Source organism: Ruegeria sp. HKCCD7181, from assembly GCF_057221055.1.
Genome location: NZ_JBWVBC010000001.1, coordinates 239,575 through 260,859, shown reverse-complemented (window position 1 = coordinate 260,859; position 21,285 = coordinate 239,575). Strand labels below are relative to the sequence as shown.

Annotated in this window: 20 protein-coding genes; 17 read left to right on the top strand and 3 right to left on the bottom strand. The window is 57.7% G+C overall.

Features of this window, described 5'->3' with window-relative positions:
- The first annotated feature begins 1 nt into the window (after nt 1).
- From AC2TCY_RS01315 to radC, 8 genes are read left to right on the top strand one after another with little or no spacing between them, the layout of a single operon-like run.
- Complete coding sequence (locus tag AC2TCY_RS01315; RefSeq protein WP_480844964.1) at nt 2–766, top strand: thiazole synthase; 765 nt, start codon at nt 2–4, stop codon at nt 764–766.
- Nucleotides 763–1,359, top strand: a complete 597-nt coding sequence (locus tag AC2TCY_RS01310; protein WP_480844963.1) for a thiamine phosphate synthase — start codon at nt 763–765, stop codon at nt 1,357–1,359. Before AC2TCY_RS01315 ends, AC2TCY_RS01310 begins: the two co-directional genes overlap by 4 nt.
- Nucleotides 1,356–2,321: a HesA/MoeB/ThiF family protein gene (locus tag AC2TCY_RS01305; protein ID WP_480844962.1), complete on the top strand. Its 966-nt coding sequence runs from the start codon at nt 1,356–1,358 to the stop codon at nt 2,319–2,321. The genes AC2TCY_RS01310 and AC2TCY_RS01305 overlap by 4 nt, the downstream gene beginning before the upstream one ends.
- Nucleotides 2,322–2,341: 20 nt before the next feature.
- On the top strand, nt 2,342–3,277 hold the full coding sequence (locus AC2TCY_RS01300) for an ABC transporter substrate-binding protein (protein WP_480844961.1): 936 nt from the start codon (nt 2,342–2,344) through the stop codon (nt 3,275–3,277).
- Complete coding sequence (gene tenA / locus AC2TCY_RS01295; protein ID WP_480844960.1) at nt 3,274–3,954, top strand: thiaminase II; 681 nt, start codon at nt 3,274–3,276, stop codon at nt 3,952–3,954. Before AC2TCY_RS01300 ends, tenA begins: the two co-directional genes overlap by 4 nt.
- Nucleotides 3,951–4,679, top strand: coding sequence for an ABC transporter ATP-binding protein (locus AC2TCY_RS01290; RefSeq protein WP_480844959.1), 729 nt, complete (start codon nt 3,951–3,953; stop codon nt 4,677–4,679). Before tenA ends, AC2TCY_RS01290 begins: the two co-directional genes overlap by 4 nt.
- Complete coding sequence (locus tag AC2TCY_RS01285) at nt 4,676–5,410, top strand: ABC transporter permease (protein ID WP_480844958.1); 735 nt, start codon at nt 4,676–4,678, stop codon at nt 5,408–5,410. The genes AC2TCY_RS01290 and AC2TCY_RS01285 overlap by 4 nt, the downstream gene beginning before the upstream one ends.
- 35 nt (nt 5,411–5,445) lie before the next feature.
- A complete protein-coding gene (radC, locus tag AC2TCY_RS01280; protein ID WP_480844957.1) occupies nt 5,446–6,201 on the top strand; it encodes a RadC family protein in 756 nt (251 codons plus the stop codon).
- Between the two features lie 3 nt (nt 6,202–6,204).
- On the opposite strand, the gene AC2TCY_RS01275 is transcribed toward radC, so the two are convergent.
- The 3 genes from AC2TCY_RS01275 to secA form a co-directional block, all read right to left on the bottom strand.
- Nucleotides 6,205–7,761, bottom strand: coding sequence for a substrate-binding domain-containing protein (locus AC2TCY_RS01275; protein WP_480844956.1), 1,557 nt, complete (start codon nt 7,759–7,761; stop codon nt 6,205–6,207).
- A gap of 24 nt (nt 7,762–7,785) precedes the next feature.
- Nucleotides 7,786–8,709, bottom strand: coding sequence for a hypothetical protein (locus AC2TCY_RS01270; RefSeq protein ID WP_480844955.1), 924 nt, complete (start codon nt 8,707–8,709; stop codon nt 7,786–7,788).
- A gap of 100 nt (nt 8,710–8,809) precedes the next feature.
- Nucleotides 8,810–11,527 (bottom strand): preprotein translocase subunit SecA, encoded by a 2,718-nt coding sequence (secA, locus tag AC2TCY_RS01265; RefSeq protein ID WP_480844954.1) that lies wholly within the window; start codon nt 11,525–11,527, stop codon nt 8,810–8,812.
- A gap of 176 nt (nt 11,528–11,703) precedes the next feature.
- Between secA and AC2TCY_RS01260 the strand changes: the two genes are divergently transcribed.
- From AC2TCY_RS01260 to AC2TCY_RS01220, 9 genes are all read left to right on the top strand, one after another.
- Nucleotides 11,704–12,552 carry a peptidylprolyl isomerase gene (locus AC2TCY_RS01260; RefSeq protein ID WP_480844952.1) on the top strand — a complete coding sequence of 283 codons (849 nt, stop codon included), beginning with the start codon at nt 11,704–11,706 and terminating at the stop codon, nt 12,550–12,552.
- A 6-nt stretch (nt 12,553–12,558) separates the two neighbouring features.
- The gene (gene argJ, locus AC2TCY_RS01255) at nt 12,559–13,785 is read left to right on the top strand and encodes a bifunctional glutamate N-acetyltransferase/amino-acid acetyltransferase ArgJ (RefSeq protein WP_480844950.1); all 1,227 of its coding nucleotides are present in this window, start codon (nt 12,559–12,561) and stop codon (nt 13,783–13,785) included.
- On the top strand, nt 13,782–14,180 hold the full coding sequence (gene mutT, locus AC2TCY_RS01250; protein WP_480844948.1) for an 8-oxo-dGTP diphosphatase MutT: 399 nt from the start codon (nt 13,782–13,784) through the stop codon (nt 14,178–14,180). The genes argJ and mutT overlap by 4 nt, the downstream gene beginning before the upstream one ends.
- A gap of 489 nt (nt 14,181–14,669) precedes the next feature.
- Nucleotides 14,670–16,643 carry an AMP-binding protein gene (locus tag AC2TCY_RS01245; RefSeq protein ID WP_480844946.1) on the top strand — a complete coding sequence of 658 codons (1,974 nt, stop codon included), beginning with the start codon at nt 14,670–14,672 and terminating at the stop codon, nt 16,641–16,643.
- 78 nt (nt 16,644–16,721) lie between these two features.
- Nucleotides 16,722–17,540 carry an ABC transporter ATP-binding protein gene (locus AC2TCY_RS01240; RefSeq protein ID WP_480844945.1) on the top strand — a complete coding sequence of 273 codons (819 nt, stop codon included), beginning with the start codon at nt 16,722–16,724 and terminating at the stop codon, nt 17,538–17,540.
- Nucleotides 17,541–17,569: 29 nt separating this feature from the next.
- Nucleotides 17,570–18,556, top strand: coding sequence for a branched-chain amino acid ABC transporter permease (locus AC2TCY_RS01235; protein WP_480844944.1), 987 nt, complete (start codon nt 17,570–17,572; stop codon nt 18,554–18,556).
- 3 nt (nt 18,557–18,559) lie between these two features.
- Nucleotides 18,560–18,817: a hypothetical protein gene (locus tag AC2TCY_RS01230; RefSeq protein ID WP_480844943.1), complete on the top strand. Its 258-nt coding sequence runs from the start codon at nt 18,560–18,562 to the stop codon at nt 18,815–18,817.
- Between the two features lie 3 nt (nt 18,818–18,820).
- A complete protein-coding gene (locus tag AC2TCY_RS01225; protein ID WP_480844942.1) occupies nt 18,821–19,897 on the top strand; it encodes a branched-chain amino acid ABC transporter permease in 1,077 nt (358 codons plus the stop codon).
- A 77-nt stretch (nt 19,898–19,974) separates the two neighbouring features.
- Entirely contained in the window at nt 19,975–21,258 is a 1,284-nt protein-coding gene (locus tag AC2TCY_RS01220) for an ABC transporter substrate-binding protein (protein WP_480844941.1), read from the top strand.
- Nucleotides 21,259–21,285: the final 27 nt, after the last annotated feature.

Sequence of the window (21,285 nt, the reverse complement as noted above, 5' to 3'; positions counted from 1 at the left end):
GATGAAATCCTTTTACGGTGTTGATCTGCCCAACCCGCTGATGCTGGGCACCGCGCAGTATCCCAGCCCCGCGATCCTTGAACGCGCGTTTCGCGAAAGCAAGGCGGCCGTCGCGACCGTGTCGCTGCGCCGGGAATCGGGTGGTGGCCAGACATTCTGGCAGATAGTCCGAGAACTGGGAGTTCGCATTCTGCCGAATACGGCCGGTTGCCACACGGTGAAAGAAGCCGTGACCACCGCCCAGATGGCGCGTGAAGTTTTCGAGACACCGTGGATCAAACTCGAACTGATCGGTCACACCGACAGCTTGCAGCCGGATGTGTTCCAACTGGTCGAAGCGGCGCGCATCCTGACCGAGGACGGATTTCAGGTGTTTCCCTATACGACCGATGACTTGATCGTGGGTGAGCGTCTGCTTGAAGTCGGGTGTGAAGTTCTGATGCCTTGGGGTGCGCCGATTGGCTCTGGGCGTGGATTGAACAATGAATACGCGCTGCGCGCGATGCGGGCGGAATTTCCCGACACGCCGCTGGTTATCGACGCGGGAATCGGCCTGCCCAGCCACGCCGCTCAGGCGATGGAGCTGGGTTATGATGCGGTTCTTCTGAACACGGCGGTGGCAAGGGCTGGCGATCCGGAGGTGATGGCCAAAGCGATGGCAATGGCGATCGAGGCCGGGCAACTGGCGCATCGCGCCGACCCGATCGAAGCCCGCGATATGGCGGAACCCTCGACCCCAGTGATCGGAAAGGCGTTTCTGTCATGACTCTTGACCGTTTTTACCCGATCTTCGACCACTCGGACTGGCTCCGGCGGATGCTACCTTTGGGTGTCAAACTGGTGCAGTTGCGGATCAAGGATCAGGCAGACGCCGTGGTGCGCCAGGAGATTTCCATCGCGCAGGCAATGTGCCGGGATCACGATGCCGTTCTCGTGGTCAACGACTACTGGCAGGCCGCTATCGATTTGGGCTGCGACTGGATTCACCTGGGGCAAGAAGATCTGGACGATGCCGATCTGAAGTCGATCCGAAAAGCGGGTCTAAAACTGGGCGTTTCCACTCATGACGATGATGAGCTGGAGAGAGTTCTGGCTATGGCACCGGACTATGTTGCGCTGGGGCCCGTCTATCCGACTATCTTAAAAAAGATGAAATGGCACCAGCAGGGCTTGCCGCGCGTTACTGAATGGAAAGCGCGTGTCGGAAGTATTCCCCTGGTCGGCATTGGAGGTATGAGTGTTGAGCGCGCGCCGGGTGTGCTCGAAGCCGGGGCGGATATCGTTTCGGCCGTCACCGATATCACACTGAACACGGACCCAGAGACGCGCGTGCGTCAATGGATCGAGGCCACAAGGTGAGTCGGTACCACCGCCAAACGGTGTTGCCCGAAGTGGGGGCTGTGGGGCAGGCGCGTCTGTCCTCTGCCCGTGTGTTGGTGGTGGGTGCGGGTGGCCTTGCCGCTCCGGTTCTGCCTTTACTGGCAGGGGCCGGGACAGGGCGGATCACGATTGTGGATGGCGACACTGTCGATTTATCCAACCTGCACCGCCAGACATTGTTTTCCGAGGCAGATTGCGGGCGTTACAAGGTTGATGCCGCTGCTAACCGCTGCCGTGCACTGAATAGCGAGATTGAGGTTTTCAGCCAAAAGCTGGCTTTGACAAGTGAAAACGCGGCCGCTTTCGTCGCGCAGTCGGATGTGATCCTCGACTGTGCGGATAGCTATGCCGCCAGCTATATTCTCTCGGATACCTGTCTGGCGCAGGGAAAACCGTTGATCAGCGCATCGGTGCTTGGATTGTCAGGCTATGTGGGTGGCTTTTGCGGCGGCGCACCATCGTTACGAGCGCTTTTCCCGGATGCGCCGGACAGCGGTGCCAGCTGCGCCACCGCTGGTGTACTGGGTTCTGTCGTAGGATTGCTCGGCGCGATGCAGGCGCAGATGACGCTGAATCTGATATTGGGGGTGGGGCCATCGCCTCTGGGTCAGATGGTGCAATACGATGCCCGAACTTTGCGCAGTAATGGCTTCCGGTTCGAAAAAGCGCCAGAGCCAAACAACTGTTTCCGCTTCTTGTCTGCCAGCCAACTGACCAAGGAAGACCAGATTATCGAGCTGCGCGGAACAGAAGAAGTGGAAATCCCGATCCACCCGGATGCGAAGCGAATATCGCTGAATGACTTGCATCGAATCGACCCTAATCAAGGGAAAAGATTGGCTTTGTGCTGTGCCACCGGGCTACGTGCCTGGCGTGCTGCCGAACAAATTCAACCAGATTGGCCCGGCGAGATTGTTCTTGTCGCGGCCTCAACCTCGTGAATGAAAAGGAAACGCGAGATATGAAGAAACTGATCACAGCTATCGCCGTGCTGGCCGCCGCGCCAGCCTGGGCCGAGGACAAGATGACCGTGCTGTTGGACTGGTTCATCAACCCCGACCACGGTCCGATCATCGTGGCGCAGGAAAACGGATATTTCGCCGAGCAAGGGCTTGAAGTCGAAATCGTTCCGCCCGCCGATCCCTCTGCACCGCCGCGTCTTGTGGCGGCTGGTCAGGCCGATCTGGCCGTGTCCTATCAACCGCAACTGCACTTGCAGATTCATGAAGGCCTGCCCTTGAAGCGAGTTGGTACCCTGGTCGCTACGCCCCTGAACTGCCTGCTGGTTCTTGAAGGCGGTCCAATCAAATCGCCTGCCGACCTTAAGGGCAAGAAAATCGGCTTTTCGGTCGCCGGCGTGGAAGAGGCCGTCTTGGGCACGGTTCTGGGCAAATATGACGTGACTCTGGACGAAGTCGAATTGATCAACGTGAACTTTTCGCTTTCGCCGTCACTAATGACCGGTCAGGTGGATGCAGTAATCGGCGCCTACCGCAATTTTGAACTGAACCAAATGGACATCGAAGGCGTCCCGGGCCATTGCTTCTATATCGAAGAGGAAGGCGTGCCGCCCTATGACGAACTGATCTACGTGGCCAACCCCGAGATCATGGATACCGACAAGGTCGCGCGTTTCCTTGCTGCTACTGAAAAGGCCACCCAGTTCATCGTAAACAATCCGGAAAAAAGCTGGGAAGTCTTCTCGTCCACGTCGCCCGAACTTCAAGACGAGCTGAACGCCCGCGCTTGGGTCGATACGCTCCCCCGTTTTGCGCTGCGTCCTGCGGGCCTTGAAGCTGGTCGTTACGCCCGGTTTGAATCGTTCCTCAAAGACAGCGGCATGATCGACAGCGTCAATCCTGTCAGCGACATCGCAATCGATGTGACGGCGCAATGAGGAGCCCGAACTTTGGCCGCGCCTTCACACTGATGCGCGACGCGGCACAGCGGCCGTGGCGGGAATATACCCGCCACGCTTTTGTCGAAGGGCTAAAGGACGGTACCCTGCAGCGCGAAGCTTTCCTGCATTATCTGCGGCAGGACTATGTGTTCCTAACGCATTTCTCGCGCGCCTGGGCGCTGGCAGTGGTCAAGGCGCAAACCCACGAAGAAATGCAGGTTGCCGCTGCCACGGTGAACGGTCTGATGCATGAAGAGATGATGCTGCATGTTGGTGTGTGCGCCGAGGCAGGCATTTCCCGGGACGACCTGTTTGCAACGCCTGAAAGGCCGGAAAACCTGGCCTATACCCGCTTCGTCCTCGAGGCAGGCTATTCGGGCGATTACCTGAGCCTGCTGGCTGCATTGCTGCCCTGCGTTATCGGCTATGCCGAGATCGGTTCGCGGCTGGCTCAGGAGGCGACATCGGAGATCTATCGCCCCTGGATTGATACCTATGCCGGCGACCAGTACCAAAGCTACTGCCGTGACATTGGTGCGTTGATGGACAGCGCGGTCATACGAAGGTTGGGCAAGGGCTACGACGAACTTCCGGTTTGGGCTGATCTCTGCAAGACCTTTGAGACCGCAACCGTCTTAGAAGTCAATTTCTGGCAGATGGGTTTGACGCCATGACCCCAGCGCCCGATCTGACAATCAGCGGCAAAGCCAGCATCGACGGTGCGCCTTTGTTCGCGCCGCTGTCTCTGTGCCTTGGTGCAGGGCAATGGACTTGTTTGCTGGGCGGATCGGGCGTTGGTAAAACAACCGTATTGCGTCTTATTGCCGGTTTGGAAACCGGCGCACAGTTCACCGGAGAGATCGCCGCCAGCGATGGCCAGCCGGTAGCTGAACGCGTCGCTTATATGGCGCAGGACGATCTGCTGCTGCCTTGGGCGACTGTCGCGCAGAATGTCTCGCTTGGCGCGCGTCTGCGGGGTGATGCGGTCGACCTCGAGCGGCGGGACCGATTGATCGGCCGGATGCGTTTGCATGATCACATGAACAAGAAACCGGCCGAGCTTTCGGGTGGACAGCGTCAGCGCGTGGCCCTTGCACGCACATTGATGGAAGACCGTCCCATTGTTCTGCTGGATGAGCCATTCTCGGCCCTCGACGCTCGCACCCGGGCGGACATGCAGGATCTGGCGGCCGAGGCGTTGCGGGGCCGTACCGTCTTGCTTGTGACCCATGATCCCGGCGAAGCGGCACGCCTGGGCCAGACCATCGTTGTCATGACGCCGGGCGGGTTGACCCCTTGCCAGCCACCGCACGCACCGGCGCCGCGCAATGTGGACGATCTCGAGACGCTGGAAACGCAAGGATCGCTTTTGAAACTGTTGCGGGAGACGGCGGTATGAAAGTCTTCTCGGCCGTTGTTGCAACGTTGTTTGCCCTTGCTGTCTGGCAAGCGATCGTCACCCTGACCGGGTTGCCCAAATTCATCCTTCCGGGGCCGGCGGTGGTGGCAGAGACCTGGTGGCAATATCGTTGGGTTATTGCCGAACACACATGGATCACAGCGATCGAAGTGGTGATTGGTCTTGCCTGCGGCACGATTCTTGGCGTGGTCACTGCCCTGCAACTTGCCAATTCAAGGGCAGCGCGGGTGCTGGTTCAGCCGATGCTGGTATTCACGCAAGCCCTTCCGGTGTTTGCGCTTGCGCCGTTGTTGACGCTTTGGCTGGGTTATGGATTGTGGTCCAAGGTCGCGATGGCCGTGTTGATCATTTATTTCCCCATCACTTCGTCCTTCTTCGACGGCTTGATGCGGACGCCGTCAGGCTATCTTGACCTGGCGCGCACCATGCAAGCCAGCCGCCGCGCGATATTGTGGCACATTCGTATTCCTGCAGCGTTGCCGTCGTTGGCCTCGGGGATGCGATTGGCCGCGGTTTATGCACCTATCGGGGCCGTGATCGGCGAATGGGTCGGGTCGTCGCAAGGTCTGGGCTATCTGATGCTGCTGGCCAATGGCCGCGCCAAGACCGACCTGATGTTTGCTGCAATGTTAACGCTGGGCGTGTTTTCAATACTGCTGCATATGGTTGTCCGACGCGCGACGGCGCGCATGGCAGGTGAGACGCGTTAACCATTCAGAAACCGATTCTGCGTCAGGGTGGTCCCATGACACAGGACGCCTTTGCCGAAGCCCCAATGCTGTTCGATACGGACGAAGCACCGGCGCAGCCGCTGCCGTCGGGTCGGTTACCCTCCTACATCAAAGATCACCGGCGGCGGCTGCGCGAAAGGTTCATGTCCGGCGGATCTGCGGCGATGCCGGACTACGAATTGCTGGAGCTGGTTCTGTTCCGCTCGATCCCACGTCAGGATGTGAAACCGCTGGCGCGGGCCTTGATGGACACGTTCGGTGATTTTAATCGCGTTCTTACCGCGCCCGAGGAAAGGCTGCACCAGATCAAAGGTATCGGTGATTCAGTTGTCACCGACCTGAAAATACTCGAAGCCTGCGCCCATCGAATGGCCCGCGCACGGGTGATGCAGCGGCACGTGATTTCGGGCTGGGACGCGCTGCTGGATTATTGCCACACGACCATGGCGCATCGTGAGACAGAACAGTTCCGCGTATTCTATCTGGATCGAAAGAACGTGCTGATTGCGGACGAGGAACAGGCCAAAGGAACTGTGGATCACGTTCCTGTTTACCCGCGTGAAGTCGCGAAACGGGCGCTGGAGCTGAACGCCTCCGCCTTGATACTGGTGCATAACCACCCGTCGGGTGATCCGACACCGTCACAGTCGGATATCGACATGACCAGCCGCATTCAGGATGCCTGTGCGGCGCTGGGATTAACGTTGCACGATCACCTGATCATCGGAAAATCGACCGAGCTCAGCTTTCGATCACAAGGGTATCTGTGATCGTTACTTTACCCAGACTTCGACCCTGCGATTGGCTTTCCGGCCCCATTCCGTGTCATCGCAGGCCATTGGCATGGCCTCGCCAAACCCTTCCACGGCGATCTCGACAGTTTCGGGAATAGAGGTTTCTATCGCTGCCAGAACTGCGTTGCGCACTGTTTTCGCGCGGAGTTGGGCGATACGCTGGTTCGCAGTGGCGGCACCGTGTCCGTCGCTGAAGCCGACAAAGGTCAGTGTGTGCGCATCAAAAGCACCAGATTCCAGTGCTTGCGCCAGTTGCAGGATGTTCGACCGAGATTGCGCGTCAGGTCGTGAAGAGCCGGGCTCAAATCGGAAAGACAAGGACAAACGCGCCATGGGCCGCAGCAACTCAATCATGCGCTGCAATTCCTCAAGTCCTACTTCAGGCCCGCCGGATGCGATGGCGTTGGCCAAACGATCCCCCTGCACTCCAAGACCCACGGTTTCCGGCGCCTGATCGACAAATCCAGCCTGACGAATGACCGATTGCGCCGGAGAGCTCTGTACATAAGCCAGAAACTGCCGCGCGATCCGGGGCAGGCGACGGGCAGGCAGATACAGAAACATTGGGGAGGTCAGGGGATAGTCCTCGGTTTTGACCGACTGTCGTGTCGCCGCCAAAGCATGTCCGCACCCGCCGGTCAGAGGCAGAGCGCGCGCGTCACCGATGTTGGACCGGCTGGCAATGCCGATGCCAAAAGAATCTTCGGCGACACTGCGCACCAGCACGCCGTTTCGTTCATAACGCGTAGCGGTTTCGGTCAGCGTACTTTCCGCTGGAACCAAAAGCTGAGTCTCAATTCCCTGTGCCATTCCGGACCGTGCGTTTGGCACATACAGATTAATCGGCGCATCCGGCCCGCCCAGTTCTGTCCAGTTAGTGACCTCGCCCGAAAGGACCCGTGCCAGATCGATCAACGAAATCTGCCGGACAGGATTATCCGCCGCCACAATCGGCACCATGGCGTCCAGAGCCACCACGCGCGACCGGCGCGCCTGACGCAGGTCGCCAAGGCCGGCCGCATGCGCTGCCTCGCTCTCTTCCGGCCGAATCTCACGCAATGCCATTGCGATGTCGGCCTCGTTTGCAATCAGATCGGTAAAACCCTGATCCGTGTTACCGACGCGAAAACGCAGGCGTGCCAATGGGGCTTCCCGGTCAGGCCGGTGCAATTCATATACAAATCCCGAAGGCGATTCGTGGATCGGAACAGCCGTCAGTCCTTCCTGGCGCGCGAAGCCAACGACCAACGCGGGCAGAATGGCTTCGGCCATGACCGATGATCCGGATAAGGTGACCTCGGCCACGAAGTCGGTCAGATTTGGGCAGGCAAGGCCATCGCACGTGACGCCCGAACCATCCACGGTCAACTCTCCGAATTGGGTGTCCACGCGGTAGAATTCACCATCATATCCCAGAAGATTGCCAGTCACCTCGACCTTGCCATCATGCGAGGTCAGGGTGATATCCTGCGCTTGCGCGCCACTTGCAAAGGCGACGCAATACAGCGCAGCTGCCGCCACACGGGAAAATGCCATTGGAATGCCGAGCCTGCCTGCCGTTTATTTGGACGCGATTGTCAGGTCTTCGAGCAGATTATTCAACACCAGAAACTCACCTGCGCGGGAACATTCCGGCAGTGTCAGCGACAGGTCACGCGATCTGAGTGGGCTGTTGCCATGCAATTCCAGCGCTTGCACGCTCAGATCGCGGCCACAATTGGCTTCGGTAACTTCGGCCTCGACGCTTAATTCGATTGTGCCAGAGTATTCCGAGGATTTCTTTGGGAAGGAATAAACCTGCACATTCCGGGCTTTGGCAATTTCGGTCTGACCCAATTGAACCATTGTTCCCGCCCCGCTGGCGTCGGGGTTCGCCCAGACATGGCCGTCCTGGCCATAGCTTGCGCCGAATTCCAGCGCGTGCAGCTGAAGATCGGTCTGGCCTTGCCATTGCAGCGCGACACGGTCGTATTCCCCAATATCGGGGACGTGAGTGGTGGCGACAGTGCCGCGCTTGTTTTCAAAAGAAATCAGAAAAATTGCGTATTCGGACAGGGCAGGGACGGTTAGATCCACGGCGCCGTGCGCGTTGGTCATAGCGGTGAAGGTCAGGCCGCTGTGATGAATCTCGATCTCTGATGTATCATGGCAGGGGGCTTTGATCCGCAAGCGTGCATTGGCACCCGGCACGGCCGTCGCCCGTGCGCTGAGGCTGCAATCGGTTCGAAATTGCGGTTGTGCGCGGGATGGTTTGCCGGACGCCTTCGGTAGATCAATTGCGGTTGTGTTTGCGCTCGGGGAAGAAGTTAGCACAATAGCTTCTATCCCAGCCAAGACTGACGCTTGTCCAGTGACACTTGCCACTTGTTCGGACCCTTGCGCAGCATTGCGCTGCGACGCGGGGCCGTATTGCATCAAATATCCGATGGCCAGGGCGCAGGCAACGGTACCGCCCATGGTCACGTAGTTTCTTACGACAAACAAAACACCCTCCCCAGTTGAAGGAGCGAGTCGGACTGTCGTTAACAATCGCGGCTTAATTGTGGCGGGCCAGCGGAGTCATTGTGTTCCAATACTGGCCGCCTCAGGTCAGGCGGCCATGACAATGCTTGAATTTCTTGCCCGACCCACAGGGGCACTTGTCATTGCGCGAAGGATTACCCCAGGTTTCGGGATCGTCCTCGACAAATCCGGGAAGCGGGTCGCCGGATGCTTCGGCCTCGGCCAGTGCTTCGGCCCGGTTCGTGGCCTGATCCACTGCCTGTTGTGTCTGCGCTTGCTGCGCGGCCATCTGAGCCAGCATCTCTTTCTGTTCCTCCTCGGTCAGAGGACGCACACGGGAAAGCTGCTGCGTGACCGTTTCGCGCAGGCTGTCCAGCATGGATTCGAACAGCTGGAAGCTTTCGTTCTTGTATTCGTTCAGAGGATCGCGCTGGGCATAGCCGCGGAATCCGACAACCGAGCGCAGATGTTCAAGTGTCAGCAGATGCTCACGCCATTTGCCGTCGATGGTCTGCAGCAGCACCTGCTTTTCAATATTGCGCATGTTTTCGGGGCCGAACGCGACGGCTTTCTGAGCCATCATTTCATCCGCTGACTTGACCAATCTCTCGCGAACCTGTTCGTCATCAACGCCTTCTTCGGCGGCCCAGTCCTGAACCGGGGCGTCAATGGTCAACTTTTCCTTGATGGCTTCGTGCAGACCGTCTGTATCCCATTGATCGGCATAGGACTTCGGAGGCATGTATTCGTCGATCAAATCGTCGATTACCTGCTCTCGCATGTCCGACACGATTTCCGACAGATCTTGCGTCGACATGATCTCGCGCCGCTGGCTAAAGATCACCCGACGCTGATCGTTCATAACATCGTCGAACTTCAGGACGTTCTTGCGCATATCAAAGTTGCGGCCTTCGACTTTGGACTGCGCCCGTTCCAGCGATTTGTTGACCCAGGGGTGAATGATCGCCTCGCCTTCTTTCATGCCCAGCGTGGTCAGCACCTTGTCCAGCCGTTCCGAACCGAAAATGCGCATCAAGTCATCTTCGAGGCTCAGGTAGAACACAGTGCGGCCTGGGTCACCCTGACGACCCGAGCGGCCACGCAGCTGGTTATCGATGCGGCGGCTTTCATGGCGTTCCGAAGCCATGACGTAGAGGCCACCAGCCTCAATCACTTTCTGCTTTTCTTCGGCGTGGCGTGCCTCTTCTTCGGTGCGTAGCTGGGTAGGATCGGCTTCGGGGTTCTCGGCCAGTGCTTTCAGAACCTTCATCTCGACATTGCCGCCCAGCTGAATGTCGGTTCCGCGACCGGCCATGTTGGTTGCAATGGTCACAGCGCCAAGCCTACCTGCATCGGCAACGATCTGTGCCTCTTGTTCATGCTGACGGGCGTTCAGAACATTGTGTTCGATACCTTCCTTGGTCAGCATCTGGCTCAGCAATTCGGACTTTTCGATGGAGGTGGTGCCCAGCAGGACCGGCTGACCCTTTTCAGTAGCTTTCTTTGTCTCCGTGATCATCGCGCCGTATTTTTCAAGTGCGGTGCGATAAACCTGATCGTCTTTGTCAACGCGGGCAATCGGCATGTTGGTCGGTACTTCAACCACACCCAGACCATAGATTTCGGCAAATTCCTCGGCCTCGGTCAGTGCGGTACCAGTCATACCACCCAGCTTGTCATAGAGGCGGAAGTAGTTCTGGAAAGTCACGCTGGCCAGCGTCACGTTCTCCGGCTGGATCTGTACGCCTTCCTTGGCCTCGATAGCCTGATGCAGCCCTTCGGACAAACGGCGGCCCGGCATCATACGACCTGTGAATTCGTCGATCAGAACCACATTGCCGTCGCGCACGATGTAATCCTTGTCGCGCTGGAACAGCTTATGCGCGCGCAGGCCCTGGTTCACGTGGTGCACGACCGTTGTGCTTTCTGGGTCATACAGCGAATGCCCTTCGGGGATCAGCCCCGCGGCCAGTAGCTGCTGTTCCAGAAATTCGTTGCCTTCGTCGGTAAAAGTCACGCTTCGGGATTTTTCGTCCATCGCGTAGTGATCATCGCTCAGGGAGGGGATCAGCCCATCAATGGCGGTGTACAGGTCCGACCTGTCTTGCGATGGTCCCGAGATGATCAAAGGCGTCCGCGCCTCGTCAATCAGGATCGAGTCCACCTCGTCCACAATCGCGAAATTGTGGTGCTTTTGATAGATTTCGGCAAGATCGGCTTTCATGTTGTCGCGAAGATAGTCGAAGCCCAACTCGTTGTTGGTGGCATAAGTGATGTCGCAGGCGTAGGCGGCCTTTTTCTCGGCATCCGGCTGACCTGACCAGATCACACCTGTGGTCATGCCCACGGCGGCAAACACCTTGCCCATCCATTCCGAGTCGCGTTTGGCCAGGTACTCGTTCACCGTGACAACATGCACACCCTTGCCGGTCAGCGCATTCAGGTAAGCCGGGAAAGTGGCGACCAGGGTCTTACCCTCGCCCGTTTTCATTTCCGAGATGTTACCCTGGTGCAGGAACACACCACCCATCAGCTGCACGTCAAAGGCGCGCAGTCCCAGCGCGCGCTTGGCGCCCTCGCGAACGTTGGCAAAAGCCTCGGGCAGCAGGCCATCAAGGCTTTCGCCATCCAGCGCGCGTTTGCGCAGCTCGGCGGTCTTTTCGATCAGACCTTCATCCGACAGTTTTTCGAACTCTGGCTCCAGCGCATTGATCTTTTCGACCAGCGGGCGGGTCGCCTTGATCTTGCGGTCGTTCGGTGTTCCGAACACCTTTTTGGCGAGCGTTCCGAGTCCCAGCATGTTCACTCCAGCGGATCTGTTCTTGTCTTGGTTGCGACAGGCTTGCCCACCTTGCGCGCAACCCATAGATACGGGGGGTGAAAGGCGGCCCTGTCCAAGGCTTCTAAGCGATGTAAGCGGCAGGTCCCAGAGTGTCAACGCTGCGCCCTGTCGCGGCAAAGAAATAGGATAATTCCATGCCCAAAGGCCTCACATTTCTGCCATCACTGGCTCTGGCTGCTGTGATGGCGCTGCCGTTGGCCGCCGAAACCAAGCCTGATGCCAGCACAGTGATCGCGCGCGTGAACGGAGATGAGATCACATTGGGTCACGTTATTGCCACTGTTGCGGCCCTGCCGGCGCAGTATCAGCAATTGGAAGACGACGTATTGTACGACTTCATTGTGGAACAGCTTGTAAATCAGCAATTGCTGAGCCAGGAGCAGGAATACCTGTCTTCGCTGAACACCCTGACGCTGGAAAACGAGACCCGGTCCTTGCGGGCGGTGCAGACGATCAATGCGATCGCAGACGCGCAAGTTACCGAAGATGCTATCCAGGCGGCGTATGATGCGCAGTTCGCCAATTTCGAAGGCGAAGACGAGTTCAACGCCAGCCATATTCTCGTCGAAACCGAAGACGAGGCCAAAGCCATCAAGGCGCAGCTGGACGATGGTGCGGATTTTGCCGAGTTGGCCAAAGAAAAATCTACTGGGCCTTCCGGTCCGAATGGCGGTGCGCTGGGATGGTTCGGTAAAGGTCGCATGGTGCCGGAATTCGAAGCAGCCGTGCTTGAGCTGGAAAAAGAGCAGATTTCCGAGCCGGTCCAGACTCAGTTCGGCTGGCATGTCCTCATTCTGAACGACAAGCGAAAAACTGAAGCCCCCGAATTGGAGGCAGTACGTGGTGAACTGGCGCAGACACTTCAGCAGGACGCCATTCAGGCGCGGATTGATGAGTTGACCCAGCAGGCCCAGATCGATCGCCCGGCGCTGGAAGGCGTTGGCCCTGAAGTCATCCGTCAACTGGACATGGTTCAGGAGTAATACGTCGTGGCCAATATTACCAAGGAATCCCCGCTGGCCCCGGCGGCCTTTCCGGATTTGCCCGCGATAGACGGCGTACGCTTTGCCACGGTCGAGGCTGGTGTGCGCTATCAGGGCCGAACCGACGTCATGTTGGCGGTATTGGATCCCGGTACCTCGGTGGCGGGTGTCTTTACCCGTTCGGCTACGCGCGCCGCGCCGGTTCTGGACTGCCAGGAAAAAGTTGGAGGTCCGAGTGACGGCCCGGCGGCAATCCTTGTGAATTCGGGCAATGCCAATGCGTTCACCGGTCACTATGGACAAACTTCGGTGGCCGAGATTACTCAGGCTGTTTCGACAGCAACCAGAGTGCCGGTTGAGCGTGTTTTCACATCCTCTACCGGGGTCATTGGCGAGCCATTGCCTCACGATCGAATCGTGACGCAGCTTGAGACACTGAAAACGGGGCTGAGCATGCACGCGCTGGAAGATGCAGCGCGCGCGATCATGACTACGGATACTTTTCCCAAAGGGGCGAGTGCCCAGGTCGAGATTGACGGTAAAACAGTCTCTATTTCAGGGATTGCCAAGGGTTCTGGCATGATCGCGCCCGACATGGCGACGATGCTGGTTTACATCTTTACCGATGCTCAGATTGAACAATCGGCGTTACAACGGATGCTTGGCGCGCAGACGGATCGCACGTTTAACTGCATCACTGTGGACAGCGATACTTCGACCTCTGACACGCTGCTGCTCTGCGCAACAGGCGCGTCGGGTGTGGATGCAACCGGCAACACCGCCTTTGCAGACTCTCTGGAAAGCGTGATGCTGGATCTGGCGCAGCAGGTGGTGCGCGACGGTGAGGGTGCCACGAAGTTCGTGGAAATCCGTGTAACCGGCGCAGCATCGGACGCTGATGCCAAAGTGCATGGTCTGGCCATCGCCAACTCTCCGCTGGTCAAAACGGCTATTGCCGGTGAAGACCCCAATTGGGGCCGTGTGGTAATGGCAATCGGCAAATCCGGCGCTGCAGCGGATCGCGATCTGTTGAGCATCTCTTTTGGCGACATTCTGGTGGCGGAAAAAGGGTGGGTCAGCCCTGATTACCGTGAAGAGGACGCCGCCGCCTATATGAAGGGTCAGGATTTGGTCGTTGCTGTTGATCTGGGGCTGGGTGAGGGCCAATCCACTGTGTGGACCTGCGATCTGACCCACGGCTATATCGAGATCAACGCGGATTATCGCTCGTGAAAACAGTATTAGTGTCTGCAGTTGCCCTGATCGACATCGAGGGCCGCGTGCTGCTGGCTCAACGCCCGGAAGGCAAATCCATGGCCGGTCTGTGGGAATTCCCCGGCGGTAAGATCGAACTCGGTGAAACCCCCGAGGCCGCCCTGATCCGCGAATTGCACGAGGAATTGGGCATCGACACCTGGGCCTCCTGCCTCGCGCCATTGACCTTCGCCAGCCACAGCTATGACGATTTCCACCTGCTGATGCCTCTGTTTGCCTGCCGTAAATGGGAGGGCATTCCGCAGTCAAAGGAAGGGCAGGCGCTGAAATGGGTCCGCGCGAATGAGCTGCGGAGTTATCCTATGCCTGCGGCTGATGTGCCGCTGATTCCGATTTTGAGGGATTGGTTGTAGGCGTGGACGTTGGACCCCGCTCATCGAATTTTTGCGACTAAAAAAGTTGCGATGTGAGCGCCGGAGTACAAGACCCATAGGAGCCAAAAACCGTCTAATGCCCAAGCCGGATTGAATCCACTTCCCTCGAAAGAGAAAAATAGCTGGGCTGATGCGCCGCTGATAAGGAAATAGGAAATGAACGTACCCGCAATCACCACAAATGGGTGCTTGCGGAGCGCTTTTCTGAACATATCGCCGCCCTTTTCTCTTTAAGTATCTGATTATTCCACAAGCTAGGCTGATGAATTCCGTCGGATGACGCAAGCCAGGTCACGCCCTAGTCTGCGTCCTTAACCCCTGTTACAATTCGTAAGAATTGAGAAAACATCAGGCAAAACTTGACGCTGATCTTTCCTGCGTCCCTTATCGGGGCGTTGGCGTTCGGGAACTATCCCGGACCCGCCATTTCCGGCCCGGAGGAGGGGTCGGATGGGGAGGAGAAAGAGATTGGCTCAGACGCAGTCGGGCGCTGAAGGGTTGCATTCCCTTCCGGCGCTTTTACACCGCAATGTGACGCAGTTCGGGGATGCCCCGGCCTATCGTGAGAAAGAATTCGGTATCTGGCAGTGCTGGACCTGGGCCGAGGCTGCCAGGGAAATCCGTTCGATTGCGCTCGGCTTTCTGGAACTGGGTGTCGAAAAGGGCGATCATATCGCAGTGATAGGACGCAATCGACCGGCGCATTACTGGACAATGAGTGCAGCCAATATGGTCGGTGCGGTTCCCGTCCCGCTCTATCAGGACGCCGTTGCCGAAGAGATGGCTTATGTGCTGGAGCATTGCGGCGCAAAATATGTCGTCTGCGGTGATCAGGAGCAGGTCGACAAGGTCATCGAGATTCAGGAAAACCTGCATCAGGTCAAGCATATCCTCTACACCGACAAGCGCGGAATGCGGAAATACGATCACAGTCAGATGAACGCGCTCGAGGACATCATGGCCGAAGGCAGCGCCGGTCATTTCCGTTTTGATGCCGAGCTGGACCAACGCATTTCCAAGATCACTTATGACGACACCTGCGTGATGCTCTACACCTCGGGCACCACGGGCAAGCCAAAGGGTGTGGTGCTGTCGAACCGCAACGTGATCGAAAGTGCGAAGAACTCGGCTGCCTTTGACCACCTGACCCGCGACGAAGATATTCTGTCTTATCTGCCGATGGCCTGGGTGGGCGATTTCATCTTTTCGGTCGGTCAAGCCTATTGGTGTGGATTCTGCGTGAATTGCCCGGAAAGCGCGGACACGATGATGACCGACCTGCGCGAGATCGGGCCAACCTATTTCTTCGCTCCGCCGCGCGTGTTTGAAACGCAGCTGACCAACGTGATGATCCGTATGGAGGATGCGAGCAAACTGAAGCGGAACATGTTCCACCATTTCATGGCGCATGCCAAGAAAGTCGGCGGTCTGCTGCTGGATGGCAAACCGGTTGGTATTGGGGATCGACTAAAGTACGCGCTGGGCAATCTGCTGGTTTACGGACCGCTGAAAGACACGTTAGGGTATGGCCGTTTCCGTGTCGGCTATACTGCAGGCGAGGCCATCGGACCCGAAATCTTTGATTTCTATCGGTCTTTGGGCATCAACCTGAAGCAACTTTACGGTCAGACCGAAGCCACGGTATTCATCACTGTGCAGCCGGATGGAGAGGTGCGGGCGGACACCGTTGGCGTTCCAGCGCCGGATGTAGAATTGAAGATCGACGACACGGGTGAGATTCACTATCGCTCGCCAGGTGTGTTCGTTGAGTATTTCAAGAATCCGGATTCAACAGCTTCGACCAAAGACGCCGAGGGTTGGGTCGCCACGGGCGACGCCGGGTTCATTGAGGAAAGCAGCGGCCATCTGCGCATTATCGACCGCGCCAAAGATGTAGGCAAGATGGCCGATGGGTCGATGTTCGCGCCAAAATATGTCGAGAACAAACTGAAATTTTATCCCGATATATTGGAAGTCGTTCTGTTCGGAAATGGCAAGGACCGCTGCGTGGCCTTCATCAACATCGACCTGACGGCGGTGGGCAACTGGGCGGAACGCAACAACGTGGCCTATGCGTCATATCAGGAGCTCGCGGGGCATCCCCGTGTGTTAGAGACGATAAAGTCGCACGTGGAAGAGGTGAACAAGTCTGTTGCCGCCGACGAAATGTTGTCGGGTTGTCAGGTGCACCGTTTCGTCGTTCTACACAAGGAACTGGATGCGGATGACGGCGAGATGACCCGTACGCGGAAGGTGCGGCGCGGGTTTGTCGAAGACAAGTTCAGCGACATCATTGCCGCGCTTTATGACGGATCCGAGACTGTCTCGACCACGACCGAAGTAACCTATGAAGACGGCCGCAAGGGATCGATCAGCGCAACGCTCGAGATCGTCGATGCGCCGGTTGTTCCGGTCGCGCAGCACAAGGTAGCGGCGGAATGAGGGCCGCACGAGCGCCGCTCGACCTGCGGTCTTCGCCCCGCCCGCCGTCCCGTTATTGCGAAAGTCAGGGAGTGACTGATGCTGGATAACTCCGAAGGATATGTCACCGAGGATGGCCGCAAGATCGGCGGTGTGGTGATGGAGATGAAAAACATCACCCTACGCTTTGGCGGCGTGGTAGCGATCAAGGATATCTCGTTCGACATTCGTGAGGGCGAGATCCGCGCGATCATCGGGCCGAACGGGGCGGGCAAGTCCTCGATGCTGAACGTGATCTCGGGGTTTTATGTGCCGCAAGAGGGCGAGGTCTGGTTCCATGGCGCCAAACGCCCGCCGATGCGGCCCTATGAGGTGGCACGGCAGGGTATCGCCCGGACATTCCAGAACATCGCCTTGTTCGAGGGTATGAGCGTTTTGGATAACGTCATGACCGGGCGGCTGAATTACATGAAAACCAATATTTTTCAGCAGGCGCTCTGGAAGGGTAAAGCCGAAGCGGAAGAGGTTGAAAACCGTGAGGCGGTCGAGAAGATCATCGACTTCCTTGAGATTCAACATATCCGCAAGACACCGGTATCGCGCCTGCCTTACGGCCTGAAAAAGCGGGTGGAACTGGCCCGCGCATTGGCGGCAGAGCCCAAGCTTCTTCTGCTGGACGAACCGATGGCCGGGATGAACGTCGAGGAGAAAGAGGACATGAGCCGATTTATCCTAGACGTGAATGACGAATTCGGCACCACCATCGCGCTGATCGAACATGACATGGGCGTGGTGATGGACCTGAGCGACCGCGTGGTCGTTATGGATTACGGCAAGAAAATCGGCGACGGCACACCAGACGAGGTGCGCAGCAACCAGGAAGTCATCGACGCCTATCTGGGGGTCAGCCATGACTGAGCACCGGACAGAATTGGAGGGGGGCTGGCATGCCTGAACAACTCGTATTTGCGATGGAGGTCATCCTCAACGGTCTGATGGCTGGGGTGCTATATGCGCTGGTCGCGCTGGGCTTTGTGCTGATCTACAAGGCTTCTGGGATTTTCAATTACGCCCAAGGGGTTATGGCTCTGTTTGCGGCGATGACGCTGGTGGGGATCATGAATGGGCAGGTGCCGTTTGCGCATCTGATCAACGCCACCTTCGGCACGCATATCCACTATTTCGGCTGGAATGTCCCGGCCTTGCTGGCCATCATCCTGACCATGGGTGTCATGGTGCTGCTGGCCTGGGCAGTGCAGCGGTTCGTGATGCGGCATCTGGTGGGACAGGAGCCGATCATCTTGTTCATGGCGACAATCGGTCTGGCGTACTTTCTTGAGGGTGTGGCCGACCTGATGTGGGGGTCCGAGATCAAGACGCTGGATGTGGGTCTGCCGCAGGGTATCAACCTGTGGATCGATGAGACGACCTTCAACATCTTCGATTACGGCTTCTTCATCGACAATCTGGACATCGTGGCGACGATCATTGCGGCGCTGTTGGTTGCTGCTCTGGTGGCATTCAGCCAGTACACCAAGCAAGGCCGCGCGATGCGTGCGGTGGCAGATGACCATCAGGCGGCGCTGTCCGTTGGCATCTCGCTGAACTTCATCTGGGTTATGGTCTGGTCGGTTGCAGGCTTTGTCGCCTTGGTCGCCGGTATCATGTGGGGCACCAAGTCGGGCGTGCAGTTCTCGCTGTCGCTGATCGCGCTCAAGGCGCTGCCAGTGCTGATGCTGGGCGGGTTTACCTCGATCCCCGGAGCTATTGTCGGCGGACTGATCATCGGTGTGGGCGAGAAGCTCTTTGAATTCTCAATCGGTCCGCTGGTGGGCGGCGCAACCGAGAACTGGTTTGCTTATGTGCTGGCGCTGATCTTCCTGGTGTTCCGGCCGCAGGGCCTGTTCGGCGAGAAAATCATCGAGAGGGTGTAGAGCGTGAGCAAGCTGATTGCCATCATAAATGTGATCGCTTGGGCAGGGTTCTGGGCCTTTGGGTACCTCGCGCTCACGGCGGAGGGTTTGACCAAAGGCCAACTGACGGTTGCTGCGATCCTGGCCTTTGCCGGCCTGGTGACGGGGGTCGTAGCCTACATGAAGCTGGTGCGGGTAACCGAACAGAGCGGTTATGCCAAATCGTCGAAACAACTGGATGCGGCGACCCGCAACCGGGCGCAGGAAGAATGGGGAAGGTAAAACATGTTCTATCGTGAGGCCGGAGATTTCAAAGTCTCTTACGTAGATGACAGCCAGACTTTCCCGATCAAGTTTGACCGGTACCGATACTATGTCGTGCTGGCGGTGGCATTCGGGATCATCCCGTTCATCATCAATGATTACTGGGCGAATGCGCTGCTGTTGCCCTTCCTTATTTACGCCATCGCAGCGATCGGGCTGAATATCCTTGTGGGCTATTGTGGGCAGGTCTCGCTGGGGACCGGCGGTTTCATGGCTGTGGGGGCTTACGCCTGCTACAAACTGATGACCGCGTTCCCGGATGTCAGCATGTTTATCCACGTGCTGCTGGCAGGTGGTATCACAGCGGTTGTAGGCGTTCTGTTCGGATTGCCGAGCTTGCGGATCAAAGGTTTTTATCTGGCGGTGGCGACGCTGGCGGCGCAGTTCTTTCTGGTCTGGCTCTTCAACCGGGTGCCGTGGTTCTACAATTACTCCGCTTCGGGGCAGATCAATGCGCCCGAGCGTGATGTGTTCGGCATCATTATTACCGGGCCGAACGCGCCGGCCTGGGCAACCTATCTGTTCTGCCTGATTTTCCTGACCGTCTGCGCCATCATTGCGCGCAACCTCACCCGTGGCACAACGGGTCGGACGTGGATGGCGATCCGCGACATGGATATCGCCGCCGAGATCATCGGGGTGAACCCGCTGAAGGCGAAACTGACCGCCTTCGCAGTCAGTTCATTCTTCGTCGGCATCGCTGGCGCATTGTTCTTTGCTGTCTATCTGGGAGCGGTCGAAGTGGGTGAGGTGTTCGGTATCCAGAAATCGTTCTTGGTGCTGTTCATGGTCATTATCGGCGGATTAGGGTCTATTTTTGGGTCTTTTGCTGGGGCCGCGTTTCTGGTCCTGCTGCCGGTAGTTCTGAAAGTTGTCGGCGTCGATGTGCTGGGCTGGCCTACGGATATCGTGGCGCATCTTCAGCTGGTGATCGTTGGGGCCCTGATCATCATGTTCCTGATCCTGGAACCACATGGCCTGGCGCAGCTGTGGCGTGTGGCAAAGGAAAAACTCAGACTCTGGCCGTTCCCCCACTAGGCGGGGCAGGCCCAATCAAAAAAGACGGGTGCAAAGCCCGAATTCAACATCGGATCAATCAAGGGAGGAAACACCCGATGAACAAGAAAATAGCAACCATGGCGCTGGGCGCCCTTATGGCTGCGGGGCCGGCACTGGCGGATCTTGTAATCCCGGATCTGAGCTACCGAACCGGCCCATATGCTGCCGGTGGGATCCCGTTCTCGGATGGCTACAATGACTACTTCACTCTGTTGAACGAGCGCGATGGTGGCATTGGTGGCGTTCCGGTGCGAGTGATCGAATGCGAGACCGGATACAACACCGAAAAGGGTGTGGAATGCTATGAGTCCACCAAGGGCGAAGGCGCGCTGGTCTATCAGCCACTGTCGACCGGGATTACCTATCAGTTGATCCCAAAAGTGACCGCAGACGGCATTCCGCTGCACACGATGGGCTATGGCCGCACATCGGCTGCCAACGGCAAGGTATTCAGCAACGTGTTCAACTATCCCGCCAACTACTGGAACGGGGCGTCGGGTGCGATCAACTATCTGTTGGACGAAAATGGCGGCGACCTGAGCGGCAAGAAAATCGCGCTGGTTTACCATAATTCGGCCTATGGCAAGGAACCGATCCGCACCTTGGAAACTCTGGCCGAAAAGCATGGCTACGAACTGACCTTGCTGCCAGTGGACCATCCGGGTCAGGAACAGAAATCGCAGTGGTTGCAAATCCGTCGTGAAAAGCCGGATTACGTGGTCATGTGGGGCTGGGGCGTGATGAACCAGGTTGCGGTACAAGAAGCGGCCAACATCCGGTTCCCAATGGAGAACTTCATCGGCGTTTGGTGGTCCGGTGCGGAATTCGACGTTGAACCTGCGGGTGACAAGGCCACTGGCTACAAGGCACTGACTTTCACCGGCCTGGGAGATGACTATCCGGTCTATGACGATTTGCGGAAGCATGTCGTTGACGCGGGCAAGGCCGCGGGTGCAGGCGATCAGCTGGGCGCGGTGCAGTATAACCGCGGTCTCTACGCGGCGATGCTGGCCTCTGAGGCGATCAAGACCGCGCAAGAGATGCATGGCGTGGCGGATATCGACGCATCGATGATGCGTGATGGCATGGAAGCACTGGAAATGACCAACGCCAAGATGGACGCGCTGGGCATGACCGGATTTGGTCCTGAATTCTCGGTGAGCTGCGAAAACCACGGTGGTCCGGGTTTGGTGGGCGTCGTCCAGTGGGATGCATCGACAGGCACCTGGAACAAAATCCAGGACTTCAAGCCGACCGACGCTGAAGTGATCGGTGCGCTGATCGCAGAAGACTCGGCGGCCTATGCGTCCGAGAACAACATTTCGCCACGCTGCGAATGATACAGGGTTGCCCCGGAAACAATCCGG